Source organism: Streptococcus sp. 53 (assembly GCF_013276565.1).
Classification (GTDB): domain Bacteria; phylum Bacillota; class Bacilli; order Lactobacillales; family Streptococcaceae; genus Streptococcus.
Genome location: NZ_VMLG01000004.1, coordinates 39,095 through 58,029, shown reverse-complemented (window position 1 = coordinate 58,029; position 18,935 = coordinate 39,095). Strand labels below are relative to the sequence as shown.

11 protein-coding genes are annotated in these 18,935 nt (G+C 37.1%); 7 read left to right on the top strand and 4 right to left on the bottom strand.

The window, feature by feature from the left end; translation table 11 throughout:
* Window positions 1–75: 75 nt before the first annotated feature.
* Together HT722_RS00885 and HT722_RS00880 are read right to left on the bottom strand one after the other, a co-directional pair.
* On the bottom strand, window positions 76–1,041 hold the full coding sequence (locus tag HT722_RS00885; protein ID WP_000226009.1) for a LacI family DNA-binding transcriptional regulator: 966 nt from the start codon (window positions 1,039–1,041) through the stop codon (window positions 76–78).
* Complete coding sequence (locus tag HT722_RS00880; protein ID WP_173277027.1) at window positions 1,022–2,476, bottom strand: glycoside hydrolase family 32 protein; 1,455 nt, start codon at window positions 2,474–2,476, stop codon at window positions 1,022–1,024. Before HT722_RS00880 ends, HT722_RS00885 begins: the two co-directional genes overlap by 20 nt.
* Window positions 2,477–2,856: 380 nt before the next feature.
* Between HT722_RS00880 and HT722_RS00875 the strand changes: the two genes are divergently transcribed.
* A complete protein-coding gene (locus tag HT722_RS00875; RefSeq protein WP_173277026.1) occupies window positions 2,857–4,743 on the top strand; it encodes a sucrose-specific PTS transporter subunit IIBC in 1,887 nt (628 codons plus the stop codon).
* Between the two features lie 149 nt (window positions 4,744–4,892).
* Window positions 4,893–5,783: a fructokinase ScrK gene (gene scrK, locus HT722_RS00870; RefSeq protein ID WP_173277025.1), complete on the top strand. Its 891-nt coding sequence runs from the start codon at window positions 4,893–4,895 to the stop codon at window positions 5,781–5,783.
* 135 nt (window positions 5,784–5,918) lie between these two features.
* Here scrK and tnpA read toward each other — a convergent pair whose 3' ends face one another.
* Window positions 5,919–6,383: an IS200/IS605 family transposase gene (tnpA, locus tag HT722_RS00865; RefSeq protein WP_173227300.1), complete on the bottom strand. Its 465-nt coding sequence runs from the start codon at window positions 6,381–6,383 to the stop codon at window positions 5,919–5,921.
* 472 nt (window positions 6,384–6,855) lie between these two features.
* Window positions 6,856–7,473: a TVP38/TMEM64 family protein gene (locus HT722_RS00860; protein ID WP_000076168.1), complete on the bottom strand. Its 618-nt coding sequence runs from the start codon at window positions 7,471–7,473 to the stop codon at window positions 6,856–6,858.
* Window positions 7,474–7,618: 145 nt separating this feature from the next.
* Between HT722_RS00860 and HT722_RS00855 the strand changes: the two genes are divergently transcribed.
* The 5 genes from HT722_RS00855 (at window position 7,619) to HT722_RS00835 (ending at window position 18,935) form a co-directional block, all read left to right on the top strand.
* The gene (locus tag HT722_RS00855; RefSeq protein WP_173277024.1) at window positions 7,619–10,609 is read left to right on the top strand and encodes a type I restriction endonuclease subunit R; all 2,991 of its coding nucleotides are present in this window, start codon (window positions 7,619–7,621) and stop codon (window positions 10,607–10,609) included.
* Between the two features lie 401 nt (window positions 10,610–11,010).
* Complete coding sequence (locus tag HT722_RS00850; RefSeq protein WP_173275493.1) at window positions 11,011–11,772, top strand: DUF6261 family protein; 762 nt, start codon at window positions 11,011–11,013, stop codon at window positions 11,770–11,772.
* A gap of 105 nt (window positions 11,773–11,877) precedes the next feature.
* On the top strand, window positions 11,878–15,879 hold the full coding sequence (locus HT722_RS00845) for a hypothetical protein (RefSeq protein WP_240146906.1): 4,002 nt from the start codon (window positions 11,878–11,880) through the stop codon (window positions 15,877–15,879).
* Window positions 15,821–17,044 carry a restriction endonuclease subunit S gene (locus HT722_RS00840; RefSeq protein WP_240146905.1) on the top strand — a complete coding sequence of 408 codons (1,224 nt, stop codon included), beginning with the start codon at window positions 15,821–15,823 and terminating at the stop codon, window positions 17,042–17,044. The genes HT722_RS00845 and HT722_RS00840 overlap by 59 nt, the downstream gene beginning before the upstream one ends.
* Before the next feature lie 10 nt (window positions 17,045–17,054).
* The gene (locus HT722_RS00835) at window positions 17,055–18,935 is read left to right on the top strand and encodes a P-loop NTPase fold protein (RefSeq protein WP_173275490.1); all 1,881 of its coding nucleotides are present in this window, start codon (window positions 17,055–17,057) and stop codon (window positions 18,933–18,935) included.

The window sequence follows — 18,935 nt, the reverse complement described above, 5'->3', positions numbered from 1 at the left end:
ATCTACAACCTCAAAGCAGTGCTTTGAGCAGCCTGTGGCTAGCTTCCTAGTTTGCTCTTTGATTTTCATTGAGTATTAAATACTTTTTCCTGGTAATAATGTAACTGGTAAGAAGTAACCGGTTGTTGCGACTTCCTTGCCTTCGATTTTTTGTAAGAGTAGATCAACAGTGAGGCAGGCAATCTCTTCCAAGGGTTGCTTAATAGTAGCTAGTTGAGGATAGTAATTTTCGATAAAGTAGGTACCATCGTAACCGATGACCTTGAGCTCTTCTGGTACAGAAATTCCCAGTTCTTGAGCGATTTTAATGACCAGAATAGCTGTTAAGTCATCTGAAGCAAAAATGGCATCTGGCTTTTGTCGAGTCAAGATATTCTTGATTTCCATTTCTTTTCTGACGGGAGAGAAGTCACTGGAAACATTGATAATAGGTGCTTTGGGGAGAACAGATGCAAAGCCAGCGTGGCGCAGTCCAGTAGGCGAATTGGAATTGTCATTCCCTGTAATCATGATGATAGACTGGGCGCCTGTCTTAACCAAGGTCTGGGCGGCTAGGACCCCACCAGCATAGTTGTCAGAGGAAACGACAGGAATGTCTGGTGACAAGTTTCGGTCAAAGGAAATAATCGGCGCTGTCACACGATTGTAGTCTTCGATTCCCAAGTTGTGACTACCAGAAATGATGCCGTCTACCTGATTGGCTTCCAACATTTCGATGTATTCGCGTTCCTTCTCAGAATCGTGCTCACTGTTGCAGATGATGGTCTTATAACCATTTTTGAAGAGTTGGTGTTCCAGCTTATCAATCAATTCTGCATAGAAAACGTTAGAAATATTGGGGAAAATCAAACCGATTAACTTAGCTGATTTTCCTTGTAGACTGCGAGCTAGGTTGTTGGGTTTATAGCCCAATTCTCGCATGGCTTCATTGACTTTTTGAATGGTTTTCTCAGAGAGATACCCTTTTTTATTGATAACCCGAGAAACGGTAGTAGGGCTGACGCCTGCAAGTTTGGCGACATCAGTTAGTTTTGCGACCATAATCTAATTCATAGTAAGTTCCAGTTGGGTTTCCAGATTTAATCAGGATACCATTTTGGTCCGCATGTGGGAAGACACGACCAGAAAATACTTTTTCTCCTTTATTGATGAAAATTTCAAAGACAGAGTTATCGATGAAGATTGTAGCAGTAGTAGCCTGATTCTCGATAGGGCAAGAACGTGTAGTTCCAAATTCTTGGGCATACTGTTCACCAGCCTGGCTACGATCCACTGTCACTTGACCATTTACAAGGTCAAAGTTGATGGAAAGTCCCTTGCCTTCTTGATCAGCAAGTAAGACAATCTCGCTCTGGCTATTGGCTTCCAAGTTGAGTTCGAGTTCGTAAGTGTTCTTGGTTTGGGCACGGTTTGAGAAAGGTTCGTCAGAAGCACGAAGGTCCTTGATAGCTGCGACGGGGTATTGGTAGAGTTTGCCGTCTTTGATAGTGAGTTCCTTGACCAAAGAGAAGGTTCCTTGGTGGTCAAAACGGTCAGATGGATATGAAACATCAGGCAAGCCAAGCCAGCTAACAGCTAGAGCACGTCCATCAGGAGCGTTGAAGGCTTGAGTTGCATAGGCTTCGAAACCATAGTCCATGTTTTGAAGTTGAGATACATCTACCATTTTAGCATTTTCAGGGTCAAAGGAAGTCCCGATCTTATACATATTTGGAAAGATATTATCGTAGTCTAGAACTTTCTTATCCAATCCTTGTGGGCAGTAGAGAAGGACAGGTTGCTCCTCTACAAAGACCAGATTTGGACATTCCATCATGTAGGCAGTGCGGTCGTTAGCAAAGTCAAGGTCGCCAACAGCTTGCCAGTTTGTATAGTCGTTGTCAACAGCCTTGTAGAGACGGACGAAGCCTTTTTTCTCCAAGTCCTGTCCACCGACGATGGCATAGTATTGACCTTTAAAATTAAAAATTTGCGGGTCGCGGAAGTGGTCAGTAGAGTCTGCTGGCTGGTCAATCAAGATCTTGTCAATCTTGGTAATCTTACCATCCTTATCCATCAAAGCTCCAATCTGGTAAGGGTGACGGATCCAGTTTTCATCGCGAACATTTCCTGTATAAAATAGGAACAAGTTATCGCCAAACTGCATGGCAGAACCAGAGTAGGCACCGTGGCTATCTAATGGAGTATCTGGTAAAACTTTGATTCCAGTTTCTCTAAAGTGAATCAAATCATCACTTTCTAACTGTGCCCAAGATTTTAAACCGTGAGCTGCACCAAAAGGAAAGTTTTGATAAAAGAGGATCCACTTGCCATCAAAGTAAGAAAAGCCATTTGGGTCGTTGAGAAGTCCTGTTTTTGGCTCAACATGGTAATGAGTATGCCATGGAGATTGTGCCATATTTTCCTTTATATGTTGAATTTCTTCTTGCGTCCAATCTTGATAAAGTCTGTAACGACGCTCAGTTGTCCATTCCATTCATTTATTCCTCCAAAAATCTTATCACTTTTAATAGTAACCGTTTTCGATAAAAAATGCAAGCCTTTTATGTTAAAAAAGAGAAAAAACTGTCAAACGTTTATCACAAATTAAAAGCAGAAAATCAATCAACTATCTACAGAGAATTGAAATAAAGTGAAACAAAACCCTTTTGAACTAAGATTTCAAACTTATTTTTTCAAGTAATACCTGATAAAACAGTCAAAAACAATCAATCTAAAGCGTGTCCACTAAGTGGATAGAATATTTTTCTGCAAAACGCTTGACATATTTCTAAAACATGATAAAATAATAGTCGTAAGGGCGAATAAAATCGCTTTCAAACAAGAACAAAATTTTATGTAAGGAGATTTTTGCAAATGAACAATCAGGAAATTGCAAAAAAAGTCATCGATGCCTTGGGCGGACGTGAAAATGTCAACAGTGTTGCCCACTGTGCGACTCGTCTTCGTGTCATGGTCAAAGATGAAGGAAAAATCAATAAAGAAGTGATTGAAAACTTGGAAAAAGTTCAAGGTGCTTTCTTTAACTCAGGTCAATACCAAATCATCTTTGGTACAGGTACAGTTAACAAAATGTACGATGAAGTTGTTGCACTTGGTTTGCCAACATCATCTAAAGATGACATGAAAGCAGAAGCTGCTAAACAAGGGAACTGGTTCCAACGTGCTATCCGTACTTTCGGTGACGTTTTCGTTCCAATCATCCCAGTTATCGTAGCAACAGGTCTCTTCATGGGTGTGCGTGGTCTTTTCAACGCTCTTGAAATGCCACTTCCAGGTGACTTTGCAACTTACACACAAATCTTGACAGATACAGCCTTCATTATCTTGCCAGGTTTGGTTGTGTGGTCAACCTTCCGTGTATTCGGTGGAAATCCTGCCGTTGGTATCGTTCTAGGTATGATGCTTGTTTCAGGCTCACTTCCAAACGCTTGGGCAGTTGCTCAAGGTGGTGAAGTAACCGCTATGAACTTCTTTGGTTTCATCCCTGTTGTTGGTTTGCAAGGTTCCGTTCTTCCAGCCTTCATCATCGGGGTTGTCGGAGCTAAATTTGAAAAAGCTGTCCGCAAGGTTGTTCCAGATGTCATTGACCTCTTGGTAACGCCATTCGTGACACTTTTGGTCATGTCTATCCTTGGACTCTTTGTCATTGGACCAGTCTTCCACGTCGTTGAAAACTACATCCTTATCGCTACAAAAGCGATCCTCAGCATGCCATTTGGTCTTGGTGGTTTCTTAATTGGTGGGGTTCATCAATTGATCGTCGTGTCAGGTGTGCACCACATATTCAACTTGCTTGAAGTGCAATTGCTTGCTGCTGACCACGCTAACCCATTCAACGCGATCATCACAGCTGCTATGACAGCTCAAGGTGCTGCGACTGTTGCGGTTGGTGTTAAAACTAAAAATCCAAAACTAAAAACACTTGCTTTCCCAGCTGCTCTTTCTGCCTTCCTCGGTATTACAGAGCCTGCTATCTTCGGGGTGAACTTGCGCTTCCGCAAACCATTCTTCCTTTCATTGATTGCTGGTGCAATCGGTGGTGGATTGGCTTCTATCCTTGGACTTGCTGGTACTGGTAATGGTATCACCATCATCCCTGGTACAATGCTTTACATCGGTAACGGACAACTTGCCCAATACCTTCTTATGGTAGCTGTATCATTTGCACTTGGTTTTGCCCTCACTTACATGTTTGGTTATGAGGATGAAAAAGAAGTTGCTACTGAAGTAGAGACAGAACGTTTGGTCCAAGAAGAAACAACTGGTAACATTCCAGCAACTCTTCAAAATGAAACACTTGTAACTCCTATCGTCGGTGATGTTGTCGCTCTTGCTGATGTTAATGACCCTGTTTTCTCAAGCGGAGCTATGGGACAAGGTATCGCTGTGAAACCAAGTCAAGGTGTGGTCTATGCACCAGCTGATGCTGAAGTTTCAATTGCCTTTCCAACAGGACACGCTTTTGGTTTGAAAACAACTGATGGTGCTGAAGTTTTGATCCACGTTGGTATTGACACTGTGTCTATGAACGGTGACGGTTTTGAAGCAAAAGTTGCTCAAGGTGACAAGGTTAAAGCTGGCGATGTTCTTGGAACATTTGACTCAAACAAAATTGCTGCAGCTGGTCTTGATGATACAACAATGGTTATCGTTACAAATACAGCTGACTACGCTTCAGTAGCTCCAGTAGCAACAGGTTCAGTTGCTAAGGGGGATGCTGTGATCGAAGTGAAAATCTAATCAATCCTCTCTAATGTGAAAACGAACAAATGACATGTTTGTTCGTTTTTGCTTGAATGGTAAGATTTACAGAGGAAAATCTAAAAAATAGAGAAATTTAGACTTTCGAAATATGCTATAATAAAGAAAATAAAAACAAGAGGTTTATCATGACAAAATTATATGGAAGCTTGGAAGCGGGCGGTACAAAGTTTGTCTGTGCTGTCGGTGATGAAAACTTTAACGTTGTAGAAAAAACACAATTTCCAACAACAACTCCAATCGAAACAATCGATAAAACCATTGAGTTCTTCTCAAAATTCGACAACCTTGCTGGTCTTGCAGTTGGTTCATTTGGTCCGATTGATATTGATAAAAACTCAAAAACTTATGGCTTTATCACGACGACTCCAAAACCAAACTGGGCAAATGTGGACTTGCTTGGTGCCCTTCGTCGCGCCCTCAACGTGCCAATGTACTTCACAACCGACGTAAACAGCTCTGCCTATGGTGAAGTGGTTGCCCGTAACAATGCGGGTGGTCGTATCGAAAACTTGGTTTACTACACAATCGGTACAGGTATCGGTGCAGGTGTTATCCAACGTGGTGAGTTTATCGGTGGTGTGGGTCACCCTGAAATGGGTCATTATTATGTTGCTAGACACCCAATGGATATTGAAAAAGAGTTTAAGGGTGTTTGTCCTTTCCATAAGGGATGTCTGGAAGGCTATGCAGCTGGTCCAAGTTTGGAAGCTCGTACAGGTGTTCGTGGGGAAAACATTGAACTCAACAACCCTGTTTGGGATGTTCAAGCCTACTATATCGCTCAAGCTGCGGTTAATGCGACAGTGACTTTCCGCCCAGACGTGATTGTCTTTGGTGGAGGGGTCATGGCTCAACAACACATGCTGGACCGTGTCCGTGAGAAATTTACATCTCTTCTCAATGGCTACCTACCAGTACCTGATGTGCGTGATTACATCGTGACGCCAGCAGTCGCAGGAAATGGTTCTGCTACTCTTGGAAACTTTGTCCTTGCAAAAGAAGTTTCAAAATCATAACCACCCGTCAAACGGGTGGTTTGTCCCAGGGCTATAAGCCCAAATTACCAGCCAGCGCCTAAAGACGCTGGCTTTCACTTTGTTCAAGCCTCATTGCTCTTGACTCGTCACTTGCCTCTTAAAGAGGCTTTAGTATTACTTACCACTATCCCTAAAGGGATCCTCATATTCTTTTACACTCAATTTATCTAGTGCTATATCATGCTTTTCCTGTTCTTGGATATATTTCTTAATTGTGGCTTCATTAAGCCCTACTGTACTTACATAATAACCTTCCGCCCAGAAATGCCGATTCCCAAACTTGTACTTGAGATTGGCGTGTTTGTCAAACATCATGAGTGCACTTTTTCCTTTTAAATAACCCATGAAACTCGAAACACTTATCCTTGGTGGAATACTTACTAACATGTGTACATGGTCTGGCATTAAGTGACCCTCGATAATTTCAACTCCTTTATAACTACACAAGCGATGAAATATTTCGCCTAAACTACTTCGATATTGATTATAGATAACTTTTCGTCTATACTTAGGGGTGAACACAATGTGATACTTACAATGCCACTTTGTGTGCGATAAACTATGAGCCTTTTGTACCATATTTTTCTCCTTTCGCTTTACAATTAGCTTGAACACCTTTATTGTATCGCGTTCGGAGTTTTTTTGGTATAACCTTCGACGCGCACCCGCATAGCGGGTGGTTTTTTTGTCTCGCACCTAACGGAGCGAGACGGACTAATAGTCACATAATAAAGCACAAAATCCGCTTGGGAAACCAAACGGATTTTGTGGTTGCAAATAATATTTTTGAGCCTTTCCTTAAGTGATTACGGACGGTAGCGACTTTCTTCGAAATTCCATACCTAAACTTTGAGCCTAATGTCTCAAAGTTTCCGAATACCTGAAACCATTAGATTTCAGGTGTTTCTATCACGGCGGAAAGGCTAGGTAAGTCCTCGCCTTACTATCGAAAAATATGCATGATTTCCATACCAAAGTATATTTAGTATCAAGCTATAATCGATCTACGCTCTAAAAATCCGCTTGAGAAACCAAACGGATTTTTTATGTGTCAAAGCATTTGCCAGAAAAAGTCAATAATATAGGTCAGACCGTAGGTATAAACCACGAGGGTAAAGGGCTTGGTTAGAATGATGATGGTCATATAGCGCTTGAAACTCATCTTGGTCAGGGCAGCCAGCATACAGAGAAAGTCAGCTGGACTAATGGGCCAAATCATCATAAAGATAAAGAAACGGTCAAAACGATTGCCCTTATCCAGCCAACCGATGTACTTGTCATAGGTGCGCTTGCTGACGACAGACTGGACAAAGGCAGCTCCATAGAGTCGCACCAGATAAAAGATAATGGCACAGCCAATCACAATCCCGATATAGTTGTAGATAGTCCCGATGATGTGACCATAGATAAAGACCCCAGCTACCGAGGTCAAGGCCCCAGGAATGATAGGGACGACCGTTTGTAAAATCTGTAAAAAGATAAAGAGAGGTGGCCCCCAGATCCCTGCCTGCTGGATAAAGGCAGAGAGGGTTTCCTTAGACTGTAAAATCCCAGCCTGATAAGCCCAAATACAGAAAATCAAACTCCCAACCCCACCGACAATCGATGAGATATTGATAACTTGCTGCAGAAGGGGAGAAACAGCTTTCATTTGTTTATCCTGTGACATGTAAACTCCTCATAGATAGTATAACTCTACTATACCATATTTTGGAGGAGAAAGGGGAAGATTGCTTTTGCAATGGGAAGAGTGATGGATTTTGAGGCTAAACATGCTATAATAAAGGGAGCAGGCAAGTAGCAAAGGAGAGAGTATGATACAGGTAAAACCAGAACTGGAGATAGAAAAACAACTGATCAACCAACTGGTGACTGGGGAAAGTCAATGGACTTACAGAGATGACCTTAAAACTGAAGAGCAATTATGGGAAAACTTCTTTGAAAAGCTAGCCCAGAACAATGTGGCTCTATTGGCAGATCATCCCCTGACAGAACAGGAAAAACGCCAGATAAAGAATCAACTGAACTTTGTTAGCTACTATGATGCGGCCAAGTGGTTGGTCGGCGAAAATGGCATTGTCAAGGTTGAGGTTCAGAGAGAAGATGCTAGTTTGGGGACTATCCGTTTATCTGTCATTTGGCGAGACAATATCGCAGCTGGTAAGTCTAGTTATGAGGTTGTCAACCAAGTCGAGAGAGATAAGATAAATCCTCAGGATCAAGACCGCAGGCTAGATGTGACCCTCTTGATCAATGGCCTTCCAATGATTCAGATCGAGCTTAAAAGTCCCAGAGTTGCTTTTTTAGATGCTTTTCATCAAATTAAAAAATATGACCGTGAAGGCAAGTTCCGTGGCATCTACTCTAGCTTACAGATGTTTGTTGTGACCAATAAAGTAGACACACGCTATATCGCTGCAGCTAGGGAAAATAAACTCAATAAGCAATTTCTAACCAAGTGGGTGGATAAAGACAACCAACCCATAACGAGCTTGACCAGTTTTGCCCACGAAGTCCTTTCTATCCCTCGTGCCCACCAGATGGTCATGCAGTACTCTGTCCTTGATGATAGCAAGAAGGCTCTTATCCTTCTGCGTCCCTACCAGATTCATGCTATTGAGGCTGTTCAGGAAGCTTCTCGTTGTCAGGAGTCTGGCTATGTCTGGCACACGACAGGTTCAGGGAAGACCTTGACTTCTTATAAGGTGGCGAGGAATTTACTTCAGATTCCTTCCATCCACAAGACAATTTTTGTCGTTGACCGCAGGGACTTGGATCAACAGACCACTTCATCTTTTCTCTCTTATGCGACCAATGATGTCATTGATATTGATGAGACGGATAATACCCATGATTTGGTCAAGCGCTTAGGAAGTAATGATAAGCGTGTGGTGGTGACCACCATCCAGAAAATTACCACCATGATGCGTAAGTTTGAACAAGGTCTTTACCAAAGAGATGCGGACAAAATCAAGGGTCTCCGAGTGGCCTTTGTCGTGGATGAATGCCACCGTGCTGTAACACCTCAAACACAAAAAGATATTAAGGCCTTTTTCCCACAGTCTCTCTGGTACGGTTTTACAGGCACACCTATCTTTAAGGAAAATAAACGCCAGCAAGTCGGTGACCTAGCTCAAACCACCCAGCAACAGTACGGAGACCGTCTCCATGAGTATACAGTCAAGGAAGCTATCCATGATGGAGCAGTTTTAGGCTTTAAGGTGGATTATCGCAATACCCTCATCACGGATAAATCTGAAAATGACATACCAGATACCGTCTACGAGGATGAGGAGCATATGCTGGAAGTCCTGGATGCCATTATCAATAAATCCCGTCAACAGTTAGGCTTCCAAAAAGGAGTTGGTAAGACCTACAATGCTATCCTGACCGTTAAATCAATCCCTCAAGCCCAAGCCTATTATGACCTCCTCAAACGAGTCAAGGATGGGGAGACGAGAGTTAAGGTATCGGAAAGGGTCAAGCAGGTTCTTCCAGACTTTCCAAAGACGACCATCACCTACTCGGTCACAGAAAATGAAGAAGACTCAAGAGCCAACCAAGACCACATGAAGCAGGTCTTAGAGGACTATAACCAAGAGTTTGATACCCACTTTACCATGTCGGATCTTCGTGGCTTTAATACGGATGTCAATAACCGTCTAGCTCGAAAACAGGACAAATACCTCTATCGCAATGAGCAGTTGGACTTAGTCATCGTGGTCAATCGTCTCTTAACGGGATTTGATGCTCCTTGTTTATCAACTCTTTTTATCGACCGAAAACCCATGCAACCGCAGGACTTGATTCAGGCTTTTAGCCGAACCAACCGTATTTTTGATAGCAGTAAGACCTACGGTCATATCATCACCTTCCAAAAGCCTCTAGCCTTTAAGGAAGCAGTAGATAGTGCCCTCAAACTCTACTCAAATGGTGGTGAAAACGAGGTCCTAGCCCCAAGCTGGGAAGAGGAAAAGAGGAACTTTTTACGGAGTTGCAGTGATTTTAAAAATCTTGCTACTGATGACTATGTGAACGGTCTAGATCTCGAGCAAGTCTCTACATCTGAGTTGAGGAAACTGGCTAAAACCTATCAAGCCTTTGATAAATACCTAGCCTCTATCCGAGTGTATAAAGAGTATGATGAGGAAGAGCTTTACAGTCAGACGGGACTTGATGGAGAAAAGTTGGAAAGGTATCTGGGACTTTATCGAAATGTCCTTGCAGAATTAAAAAGCCGAGTAGAGGATGATGACGATGGAGAGCCACTTGATATCCACTATGAATTGGAGTCTATCCAAGTGGATGAGATCAACTATGCCTATATCTTAACCTTGATTCAAAGCCTAATTGAACAAGGTCAAAGTCAAGAAAAGAACCTAAGCGCTCAAGATAGGGAAGCCGTGGATAACTATATTCAGAGTCTTGAGAAGACCAATCCAAATCTTGCCCAGATCATCACTGAACTTTGGAGAGAGGTACAAGAACATCCGGAAAGCTATCGTGGTCAGTCTATCGCAAATATCTTGGATCAGATGATCGAGGCTGTCATCCAACAACATATCCAAGTCTTTAGCAAACGTTGGTATGTCGGAGAGGATGAACTCCGATACTATGTTGAACACTACCGTAAGGGAGCTAAAAAACAACTAGGAGAAAGCCAGCTGACCAAGAGCCAGCGCTATCAGGACTATAAGCTAGAGGTGTCAGATGCCCTCAATCCTCTCCTCTATAAAAAACAAATCAAGGAAGCCTATACCCAGCTAGTAGAGGAAGTCATTGAGCCGTTGAGGGTTAGGAGATAGTTCTTCGAGACTTAGAATAGGCTTGCTTCCTAAAGTTTATGTGTATTCTAAGTTTAGAATAAGTGCGCTTACATAAATTTACAAGTATTCTAAGTTTCGAATAGCTTATCTGAGAGAGTTTTGAGGTCTTCTAGCTTTCGAATAGTCGTCTTTCTTAAAGTTTAAATGTATTCTAAAGCTAGGAAAGTTAAAATTTAAAAATAGTAAGAGTCTCTATCTGATGGACGGAGTGTGTGTCCAGTCAGATAGGGATTTTTTAATTTGGAAATGTCTGATTTGTTCTGAAAAGTACATTTTAGATGGAAATAATGACAGTTGAGCGGAAGTGGAACAAATCTTTTAAAGTAACTGTTAGAATTATTTTAAAAGTTTACATAATGGAAAATAGAAAGGATATCATCATGACAAAAACATACGCTATTCGTCCACTTAGTTACAGCAACTTTACCAACCGTGAGTTTGAAAGCCTAATGATGGATACTCATCAGAGTCTAGCTACTTTTTCTAAGGCAAACAAGGATGAGGGCATGTATTCCAAACATTTGGAACCCTTCAAGACCAAGCTAGATGATTTTCAAGCTCAACTTGCGGCTGTGGAGACGAAAGAGTCTAGTAATCTGACAGAAGTCGATCGCAATCGTGATAGTGCTTTGGTCGGTCTCTTTACCCTTCATAGAGGATTTGCTAAGATTAAGGATGCCAAGCTCAAAGAAGCTCATGAAACTCTGAAACCAGTCTTTGCCAAGTACAAGGACATTACTAAGCACAGCAATGATATGGAAACGGCAGAAATCAAGAGCCTGCTCAAAACACTTAGTGAAACACCCTATCATGAGGCAGTGACCAGTCTAGGACTGACACCTATGCTGACGGCTGTGATCAATGCTCAAGAGGAATATGGTCAAGTGGAGAGTAAGGCGCGTGCTTCTAAGTCTGCCAAGGAAGTTGGCAAGACCAGACAACTCCGTACCGAACTTTCAACCAGCTACGACCTCTTTATGCGCTATACTGCAGCCAGTGCAGAAGCCTACCCTGAAAAGGAACACCTGACTCAACTCCTCAAGGAACTCAATAGCATCCGAGATAGCAAGCGCCGTCTCATCACTAGTAGCAAGAAAGATAAAAAGACCAAACCAGCAGAACCAGCCCAAGCAGCAGGTTAAAGACAACCCCTTAGAAGCGGATTTCTAAGGGGGATTTTGCGTATAAAAGCTTTATATACTAGGTCATAATTGATATAATGGTTTATGTATAGTAATCATAGAGAAATGGAAAAATTAATGGTAAAAGAATACAAGTTTAGAGCACTTACTTCAAATAAGGATGTTGAAATAAAACCGGTAACACTGAAAGCACTTGAGTTTGCGATTGATGAGAAATCTGAAGTAACAAATGTGGCTGTTACAGGTAATTATGGAGCAGGGAAAAGTAGTATTGTTGAGAGTTTTGAACTTAATTATACGGATAAAAAATTTATTCATATATCTTTGGGGCAATATGACGAAACAAAAAGTAATGGAAAAAATGGACTTGATAAGCGTGAAATCAATACAATTGAAGGGAAAATAATCAATCAATTGCTTCATCAAATAGAGTCTAAAAAAATAAGAAAGTCTATTTTTAAAACTCTTGATACAGAGTTACGAATTAATCCCATCAATATAACAGTATATCTAGGTTTAGTAATACTATTATCTTTGTATCTTTTTAATTTTTCTTTATGGCAGGGATTAGTTCAGAATTTTTCTTGGTTGTCTTGGAGTATGAAGCCTACTATTTCCCTTCTAGCTCTAGCGATTTTATTTGTTTTAATTATGTATGGAATTTTTTATTTATCTAAATTACAAAGAGATTTTGGTTTTATTAAGAAACTATCATTAAAAGCAGAAAAAATCGAAACAAATATTGAAATCTTCTCAAATGAAAGTTCAAGAGTATCTTATTTTGATCGCTATTTAGATGATATCCTTTATTTATTCAAGCAATCAGGAGCAGATATCATAGTATTTGAAGATATTGAACGTTTTAATGATTCTAGAATTTTTGAAAAGTTAAAGGAATTAAATATTGTTATCAATAGGAAAAGAAAAGTATCTAGGGAAACCAAGCTTGTATTTTTCTATCTTGTAAAGGATAATTTATTTGAATCACAAGAGAGAACGAAGTTCTTTGATTACATTATTCCTGTAGTTCCTGTAGTAACAGCTTCAAATTCACATGAAATACTAAAAGAATTGTTAACAGATATGGGGGAGTATGGTGGTTTTGACAAGAGATTTTTATTTAATATTTCTTTATATCTTGACGATATGAGATTAATTAATAATGTTTGTAATGAGTATCTAACCTACAAAGAGACATTAAATATTTTAAAGTTAGAGCAGGATAAGTTATTTTCAATGGTAGTATATAAAAATATTTTTCCTAAAGACTTTTCGCTATTACAAAGAAATCAAGGGTATCTGTTTGAATTGCTAAATTCAAAAGAAATGAGATTAGAAAAACGTAAGACTGAATTAAAAAGAGAAATTGAGTTATTAGAGACAAAAATAGTGAATGCTAAGGAAGAACAATTAAACGATGAAATTGAACTATATAGTACTATTTTAAAAATTCCAAATGGAAAAGAAGTTATTAAAGTAAATGGTAAGTCTCAATCTCAGTTCACCTCGTACTCTGAATTTATTAAAGAATTACTTGATAAAGATAGTAAGGTTGTTGTTTTTGATACTTTTTACAGTGCTTATAACAATTACAACTCTCAAGAAGTAACAATTGATTATATATTTCCTGCAAAAAATAGTCTGGAATTTCAAGAACGTTTAAACAATACTAAGAATAAAAAACTAATAGAAAAATTAGAGGAGGACATTAAAAAAATTCACGAGGAACTAGTAGCATTAGATAGTAAGAGATTGTCAGAACTTTATCAGTCTGCTACGGATATTGATGATTTTAAAAGTAATTTTAGAAAAGAAATAAGAAATAATCCTCAATTTTCGATTATTTCTTTCCTGGTTAGAAATTCTTATATTGACGAGAGTTATAAAGATTATTTAACTTATTTTTATGCGAATACTATAACAATAATTGAGAAGGAATATTTAAGAAATGTTATTTCTGGACGCACTAATGATCCTGGAATTATTTTACACAACATGGCCGAAATAATTGACCGTTTGGGGATAAATGATTTTAGATATCCGTATGTATTGAATTATAGTCTGTTCAGATATTTATTAGTCCCATCAGATAGTTCTAGTTTTAAAAATGAATTGGAATTATTATTTCATCAAGAGGGATTTATTAAATTTATTATGGACTTTTATTTCAAAATATATAATTACAATCAAAATGGCCTTATAAATGATTTAGAAAGTGATAAGATATATCAGTCTCTTTTTGAAAACTGGATATCATATAACAGCAATTTATTTAATGAGTATTTAGAAACAGATAGTAAAGACTTTTTTCCATTAAAGAATAATGTAGTTATTAAACTATTAAACTTATTGGATACAATTTTTTTAAAGAATACACCACAAAGAACAAAGTATTTACTAATGAATTATATAGATAATAATTTTGATATTTTGACTGGAGAATTTAAATACAATTTACCTAGACTAACTGAGAATTTAAGAACTTTAAATATTAAATTTACTAATTTTTCTACCTACGGAACTAAGAACGAACGAATTCAAGAAGAGTTTGTTTTAATTGTGGACAGTATTTTTTGGAACAAGTTATATACTATTAATGAAAATAATATAAGATTCTTTATGAATTGGTACTCAGAATATACGGATGAACAATTTAAACATCAGAATTTTGAAATAATTAGTAGTAACAGTCTTTTTGAATCCTTGTTAGACTATTGTTTATCTTCTGATGAAGAATTTCTAAAGTATATTTTGATGTATATTGAACTATCAGAGGGTGATATGCGAGATAAACCTCAATATATTGAACAGATGTTAAATAATAATGTGATATTTAATCATCAGTTGTCTCAGGAAAAGTTAGAAAGTGATGAATCTGATGAACTAGATAATGATGAAAATATAAAAAATGTAACATTAGCAGAAAAGATAATCTCTAGTATTCCAGATTTTTATATTGCTTATACACAAGAGAAATTCAATGCTCTATCTGATGAAAATCGAGACATACTAGTACAAAATCTTGTACATACTCAAAAAGCTGAAGTAAATACTGAAATTGTTTTGGAATATTTTAGTCAATATAAGGACGAGGATAATTTCTTGATTGATTTTATTAATCAAAATCCAAATTTCGAGTTTGATAAAGAGATTTATCTACGGTTCGATGATGAAGTGCAAGAAAAATTTGAAGAATATATAATACAATCAAAGAAATTACAAAAAAATATTCGAAAAAAAGTTCTTAATGCCACTGGGGATAGATATTATGAAAAATTTAGCGAAATAGGTATGAGTGAATCCCAGTTGGAAAACTTAACAGATGATAGGCTAATTGAATTCAATAGACTAAATCTTGAATTTTTCCGAAAAGAATATCCAAGCTCCCTAGCTAATTTTATTTGGAATAATATAAAGGATTATCTAAATGATGAGAGGGATATTCGAGATGAAGAACAATTACTAGAATTAATAGCAAGATACGATCTTAAAATGGAAGATGATATAAAAATAAGAATATTTCTTTTGACTAATCATTTTGATGACAGTAATTTTGAATATCTACTGCCAAAGGAGATATATGAAAAAGTTGAAAATGAACTTCAAGTTGAAATTAAGAACATTGTTAAAAAATATATAAGACAATTTATAGAATTAGATGAAAATGAAATTAGCTTTTCATTGTATGAAGAAATTCTGAATGCGGATGATGTTTCGAATGAACATAAGAAAGAACTTTTTGAAAAATTAATTTATAATTCAGAAAATAGAATTAAACTGGATAAGCTTGCTTTTCTAGGTAATTATTTAGATTTATTAGAACTATCGGATATTATGCAAATCTTGAATAAACAAATCGATGATGCTATCTATGATGAATGGAAAGATGCCTTTGAAAAATTAAATGAGAATGAAGGTAACGGAGGGAATGGTAATAGAAAAGCAGAGGTTTCGTATTCTGAATTTAACAAAAAGCTTCTTGATTACTTAAAGAAAAGGGAGTTGATTTCTGATAAGTCCAGACGCGAAGATTCTATATTACAGCTATTTGGATTTAGAAGTAAGCAGATCGAATTTAAAGACATTCTGGAGGAAAATAATGAGTAAAAATAGTATTCCTGCAGTGAGATTCTGCGATTTTAGTGATAACTGGGAAAGTAAAAAAATAGGTGATCTTGGCTCGGTTTCCATGAATAAGCGAATTTTCAAGGATGAAACTTCTGAAACTGGGGAGGTTCCATTTTATAAAATTGGTACTTTTGGTAGTGAACCAGATTCATTTATTACTCGAGAAAAATTTGAGGAGTATAAATCAAAATATCCATATCCTGAAATTGGGGACATTTTGATTTCTGCTTCAGGAAGTATCGGTCGGACTGTAGAATACCATGGAGAGGAAGCTTATTTTCAAGATTCAAATATAGTTTGGTTGAAGCATGATGAACGGTTGAATAATTCTTTTCTTAAGCAATTTTATTCAATAGTGAAATGGGAAGGAATTGAAGGAACAACTATCAAGCGATTGTACAATAAAAATATTTTAGAAACTCCAATTTCATTTCCTAGTCCAGCCGAACAATCCGCTATCGGTACCCTTTTCCGTACTCTCGACGACCTTTTGTCTAGCTACAAGGATAATCTCGCCAACTACCAATCCCTCAAGGCGACCATGCTCTCCAAGATGTTTCCAAAAGCTGGACAGACAGTTCCAGAGATTCGTTTAGATGGTTTTGAAGGTGAGTGGGAAGAGAAGGAATTTATACAAATTGTAAATAGAGTTACTGAAAGCTCTGATTCAGATTCATTACCAAAAGTTGAGTTTGAGGATATTATTTCTGGTCAGGGGAAACTTAATAAAGATATTAGTAGTAAATTTGATAATCGTAAAGGGATACTCTTTAAGCCTGGATATACATTATATGGTAAATTACGACCTTATTTGAATAACTGGCTTTTACCGAAATTTGAAGGTGTTGCTTTAGGTGATTTTTGGGTATTTGATCCAAATGGAAATAACTCGGATTTTATTTATTATTTAGTTCAATCAAGTCGTTATCAAAAAGTTGCTAATGATACATCTGGTACTAAAATGCCTCGTTCAGATTGGAAGTCAGTTTCAACAACTATTTTTGCAATTCCACAAACAATTGCAGAAAAACAAGCCATCGGTGCCTATTTCTCAAACCTAGATAATCTCATCAACTCTCACCAAGAAAAAATTTCTCAGTTAGAAATCCTGAAAAAGAAATTTTTGCAGGATATGTTTATTTAGGTAAATCAAAATGGAAAAGAATTATATAAAACTAGAGAAAATCGATACCTCAACAGCAGCAAAAAATTTTGCTGAACTACTGCAAGAAGATAAAACATATTTTCTTAATGGAAACTGGGGCTCAGGGAAATCAACATTTTTACAGGATGTAAATAAGAATAAAAAGATAAAACTAATTACTATGGATTTTTGGAGGTTAACAGATAATCGTTCAATGATTGAAGTAACATTTTCAAAACTCCATCCATTTTTTTACTTAGTTTTTATGAGGTTAAGTATTGTTGCCCTAGTAATGGTTTCTATTTTGATGACTAATGTTGTGGATATAGGATTGGGTGAGTATTTTGGTTCTGAGAAATCAGTGATTCTGAAAATTGGAGGATTGGTATCTTTAGGAGTTGCAGTTTGGAATGTTTTTAAATATAAATCTGATGAGTTGTATAGCTTCTTATTAACTAGACTACATAAATTTTCTAAAATTTTAGTTATTGATGATTTTGATAGAATGCTGGAAAAGCAACAAGAAGACTGTTATAAACTTTTTAGTTTGATAAATGGAAAGCTACCTATTATTTTTGTTGGTGATATGACACTACTTTATAAGAGAGGGGATAACTATCTATCAAAGATAATTGATAGGCAAGTTGAGTTACCTTTTGTACTACATTCTTCAAATATTTGGGATAGTTATTTTCATTTATTAGAAAAAAAGTTTGGCGTTTATTTATCAGAGAATTTTAAAAAAAGAGTTAAAAGTGACCAGAGAAATTTACGTGATAGGGAACATTTTAATGATTATGTAAATAAAGAATTTTTTACAAGAAGGAAATTTGGTCGTGTTCAAGTGGAACAACAGTTATTAATTATCTATGCTTACTTGTTTTATCCAGAACTCTATAAGAAAATACTCAACAATAAACAAATAGTTATAGAAGAGAATGAGAAAACAAAGTTAGAAGATTTCCTCCGTAAAGGCTACACAATAAAAGAGCTGTTATCTGAAATCCAAAAAGTTGATAATGAGCAATATCCACTAAGTTTTAATAAGAATAGTATGGAATATTTTCTTTATGAAGTGCCTATGAATCGTACAAAAGATGAATTAGATACCTTATTCATGGAACAGTCAGATAAATTTATACAAGAGTTATTAAATTCGGATCAAAAGACTGATTTTTATCAATATTTGAATAATCAATTTGCAGATTTTTCTGATATTCAGAAAAAAAGTTTACTAAATATTGTTATTAATGAATCTATGAAGTTTAAAAATAGTCCCTCTATGACTCTTATTGTCCAAGAAAAGTATAATGAGATAGTGCCTCCATATGAAAGAAATTATCCCCTAACAAAAGATGTGATTTCTAAAATTGTTGAAATGTGGGAAAATATTTTAAAACCTGCAGGATTAGATCAATCTGAGATTATATATTTTTTAGAAAAGCATAGAGTATTGAGCTTCCACGATTTAGGGTGCCATTTTCATGATTTAGATATTGGTTGTCAAACCTTTACAAAGTATCGTAGAAAAGATTTTCTTCTATTGACTTATTTAGCTTCAGTGGAAAAATTTAGCAAATTTGATAGTTGGGATAGCAGTATATGGGATTTTATAAATCACTTCAACGATACAGAATTCCTATCATTCTGGATATTTCAGTCTATTTTATCGAATGAATATGGCTTTGATGGATTTGATATTATTCCTGAAAGTAAGAAATATATTCTTTGGACAGGAAGATATATGTTTGCTCCACCATACGACTATGTAGATTATGAAAAGACAGTAATTTTAAATATTCGGGAAAAACTAAATCAAATGGAGTCAAATGGATTCGTATTTGAAGCCAAAATTGATGAACTAAAGAAACCATTATCAATGAAAACTTAG

What these genes read in the sequence shown, in the direction of transcription:
- scrK (WP_173277025.1), top strand. Translation starts at nt 4,893, where the DNA reads ATGACAAAATTATATGGAAGCTTGGAAGCGGGCGGTACAAAGTTTGTC.
- HT722_RS00875 (WP_173277026.1), top strand. Translation starts at nt 2,857, where the DNA reads ATGAACAATCAGGAAATTGCAAAAAAAGTCATCGATGCCTTGGGCGGA.
- HT722_RS00860 (WP_000076168.1), bottom strand. Translation starts at nt 7,473, where the DNA reads ATGTCACAGGATAAACAAATGAAAGCTGTTTCTCCCCTTCTGCAGCAA.
- HT722_RS00855 (WP_173277024.1), top strand. Translation starts at nt 7,619, where the DNA reads ATGATACAGGTAAAACCAGAACTGGAGATAGAAAAACAACTGATCAAC.
- tnpA (WP_173227300.1), bottom strand. Translation starts at nt 6,383, where the DNA reads ATGGTACAAAAGGCTCATAGTTTATCGCACACAAAGTGGCATTGTAAG.
- HT722_RS00835 (WP_173275490.1), top strand. Translation starts at nt 17,055, where the DNA reads ATGGAAAAGAATTATATAAAACTAGAGAAAATCGATACCTCAACAGCA.
- HT722_RS00880 (WP_173277027.1), bottom strand. Translation starts at nt 2,476, where the DNA reads ATGGAATGGACAACTGAGCGTCGTTACAGACTTTATCAAGATTGGACG.
- HT722_RS00885 (WP_000226009.1), bottom strand. Translation starts at nt 1,041, where the DNA reads ATGGTCGCAAAACTAACTGATGTCGCCAAACTTGCAGGCGTCAGCCCT.
- HT722_RS00850 (WP_173275493.1), top strand. Translation starts at nt 11,011, where the DNA reads ATGACAAAAACATACGCTATTCGTCCACTTAGTTACAGCAACTTTACC.
- HT722_RS00845 (WP_240146906.1), top strand. Translation starts at nt 11,878, where the DNA reads ATGGAAAAATTAATGGTAAAAGAATACAAGTTTAGAGCACTTACTTCA.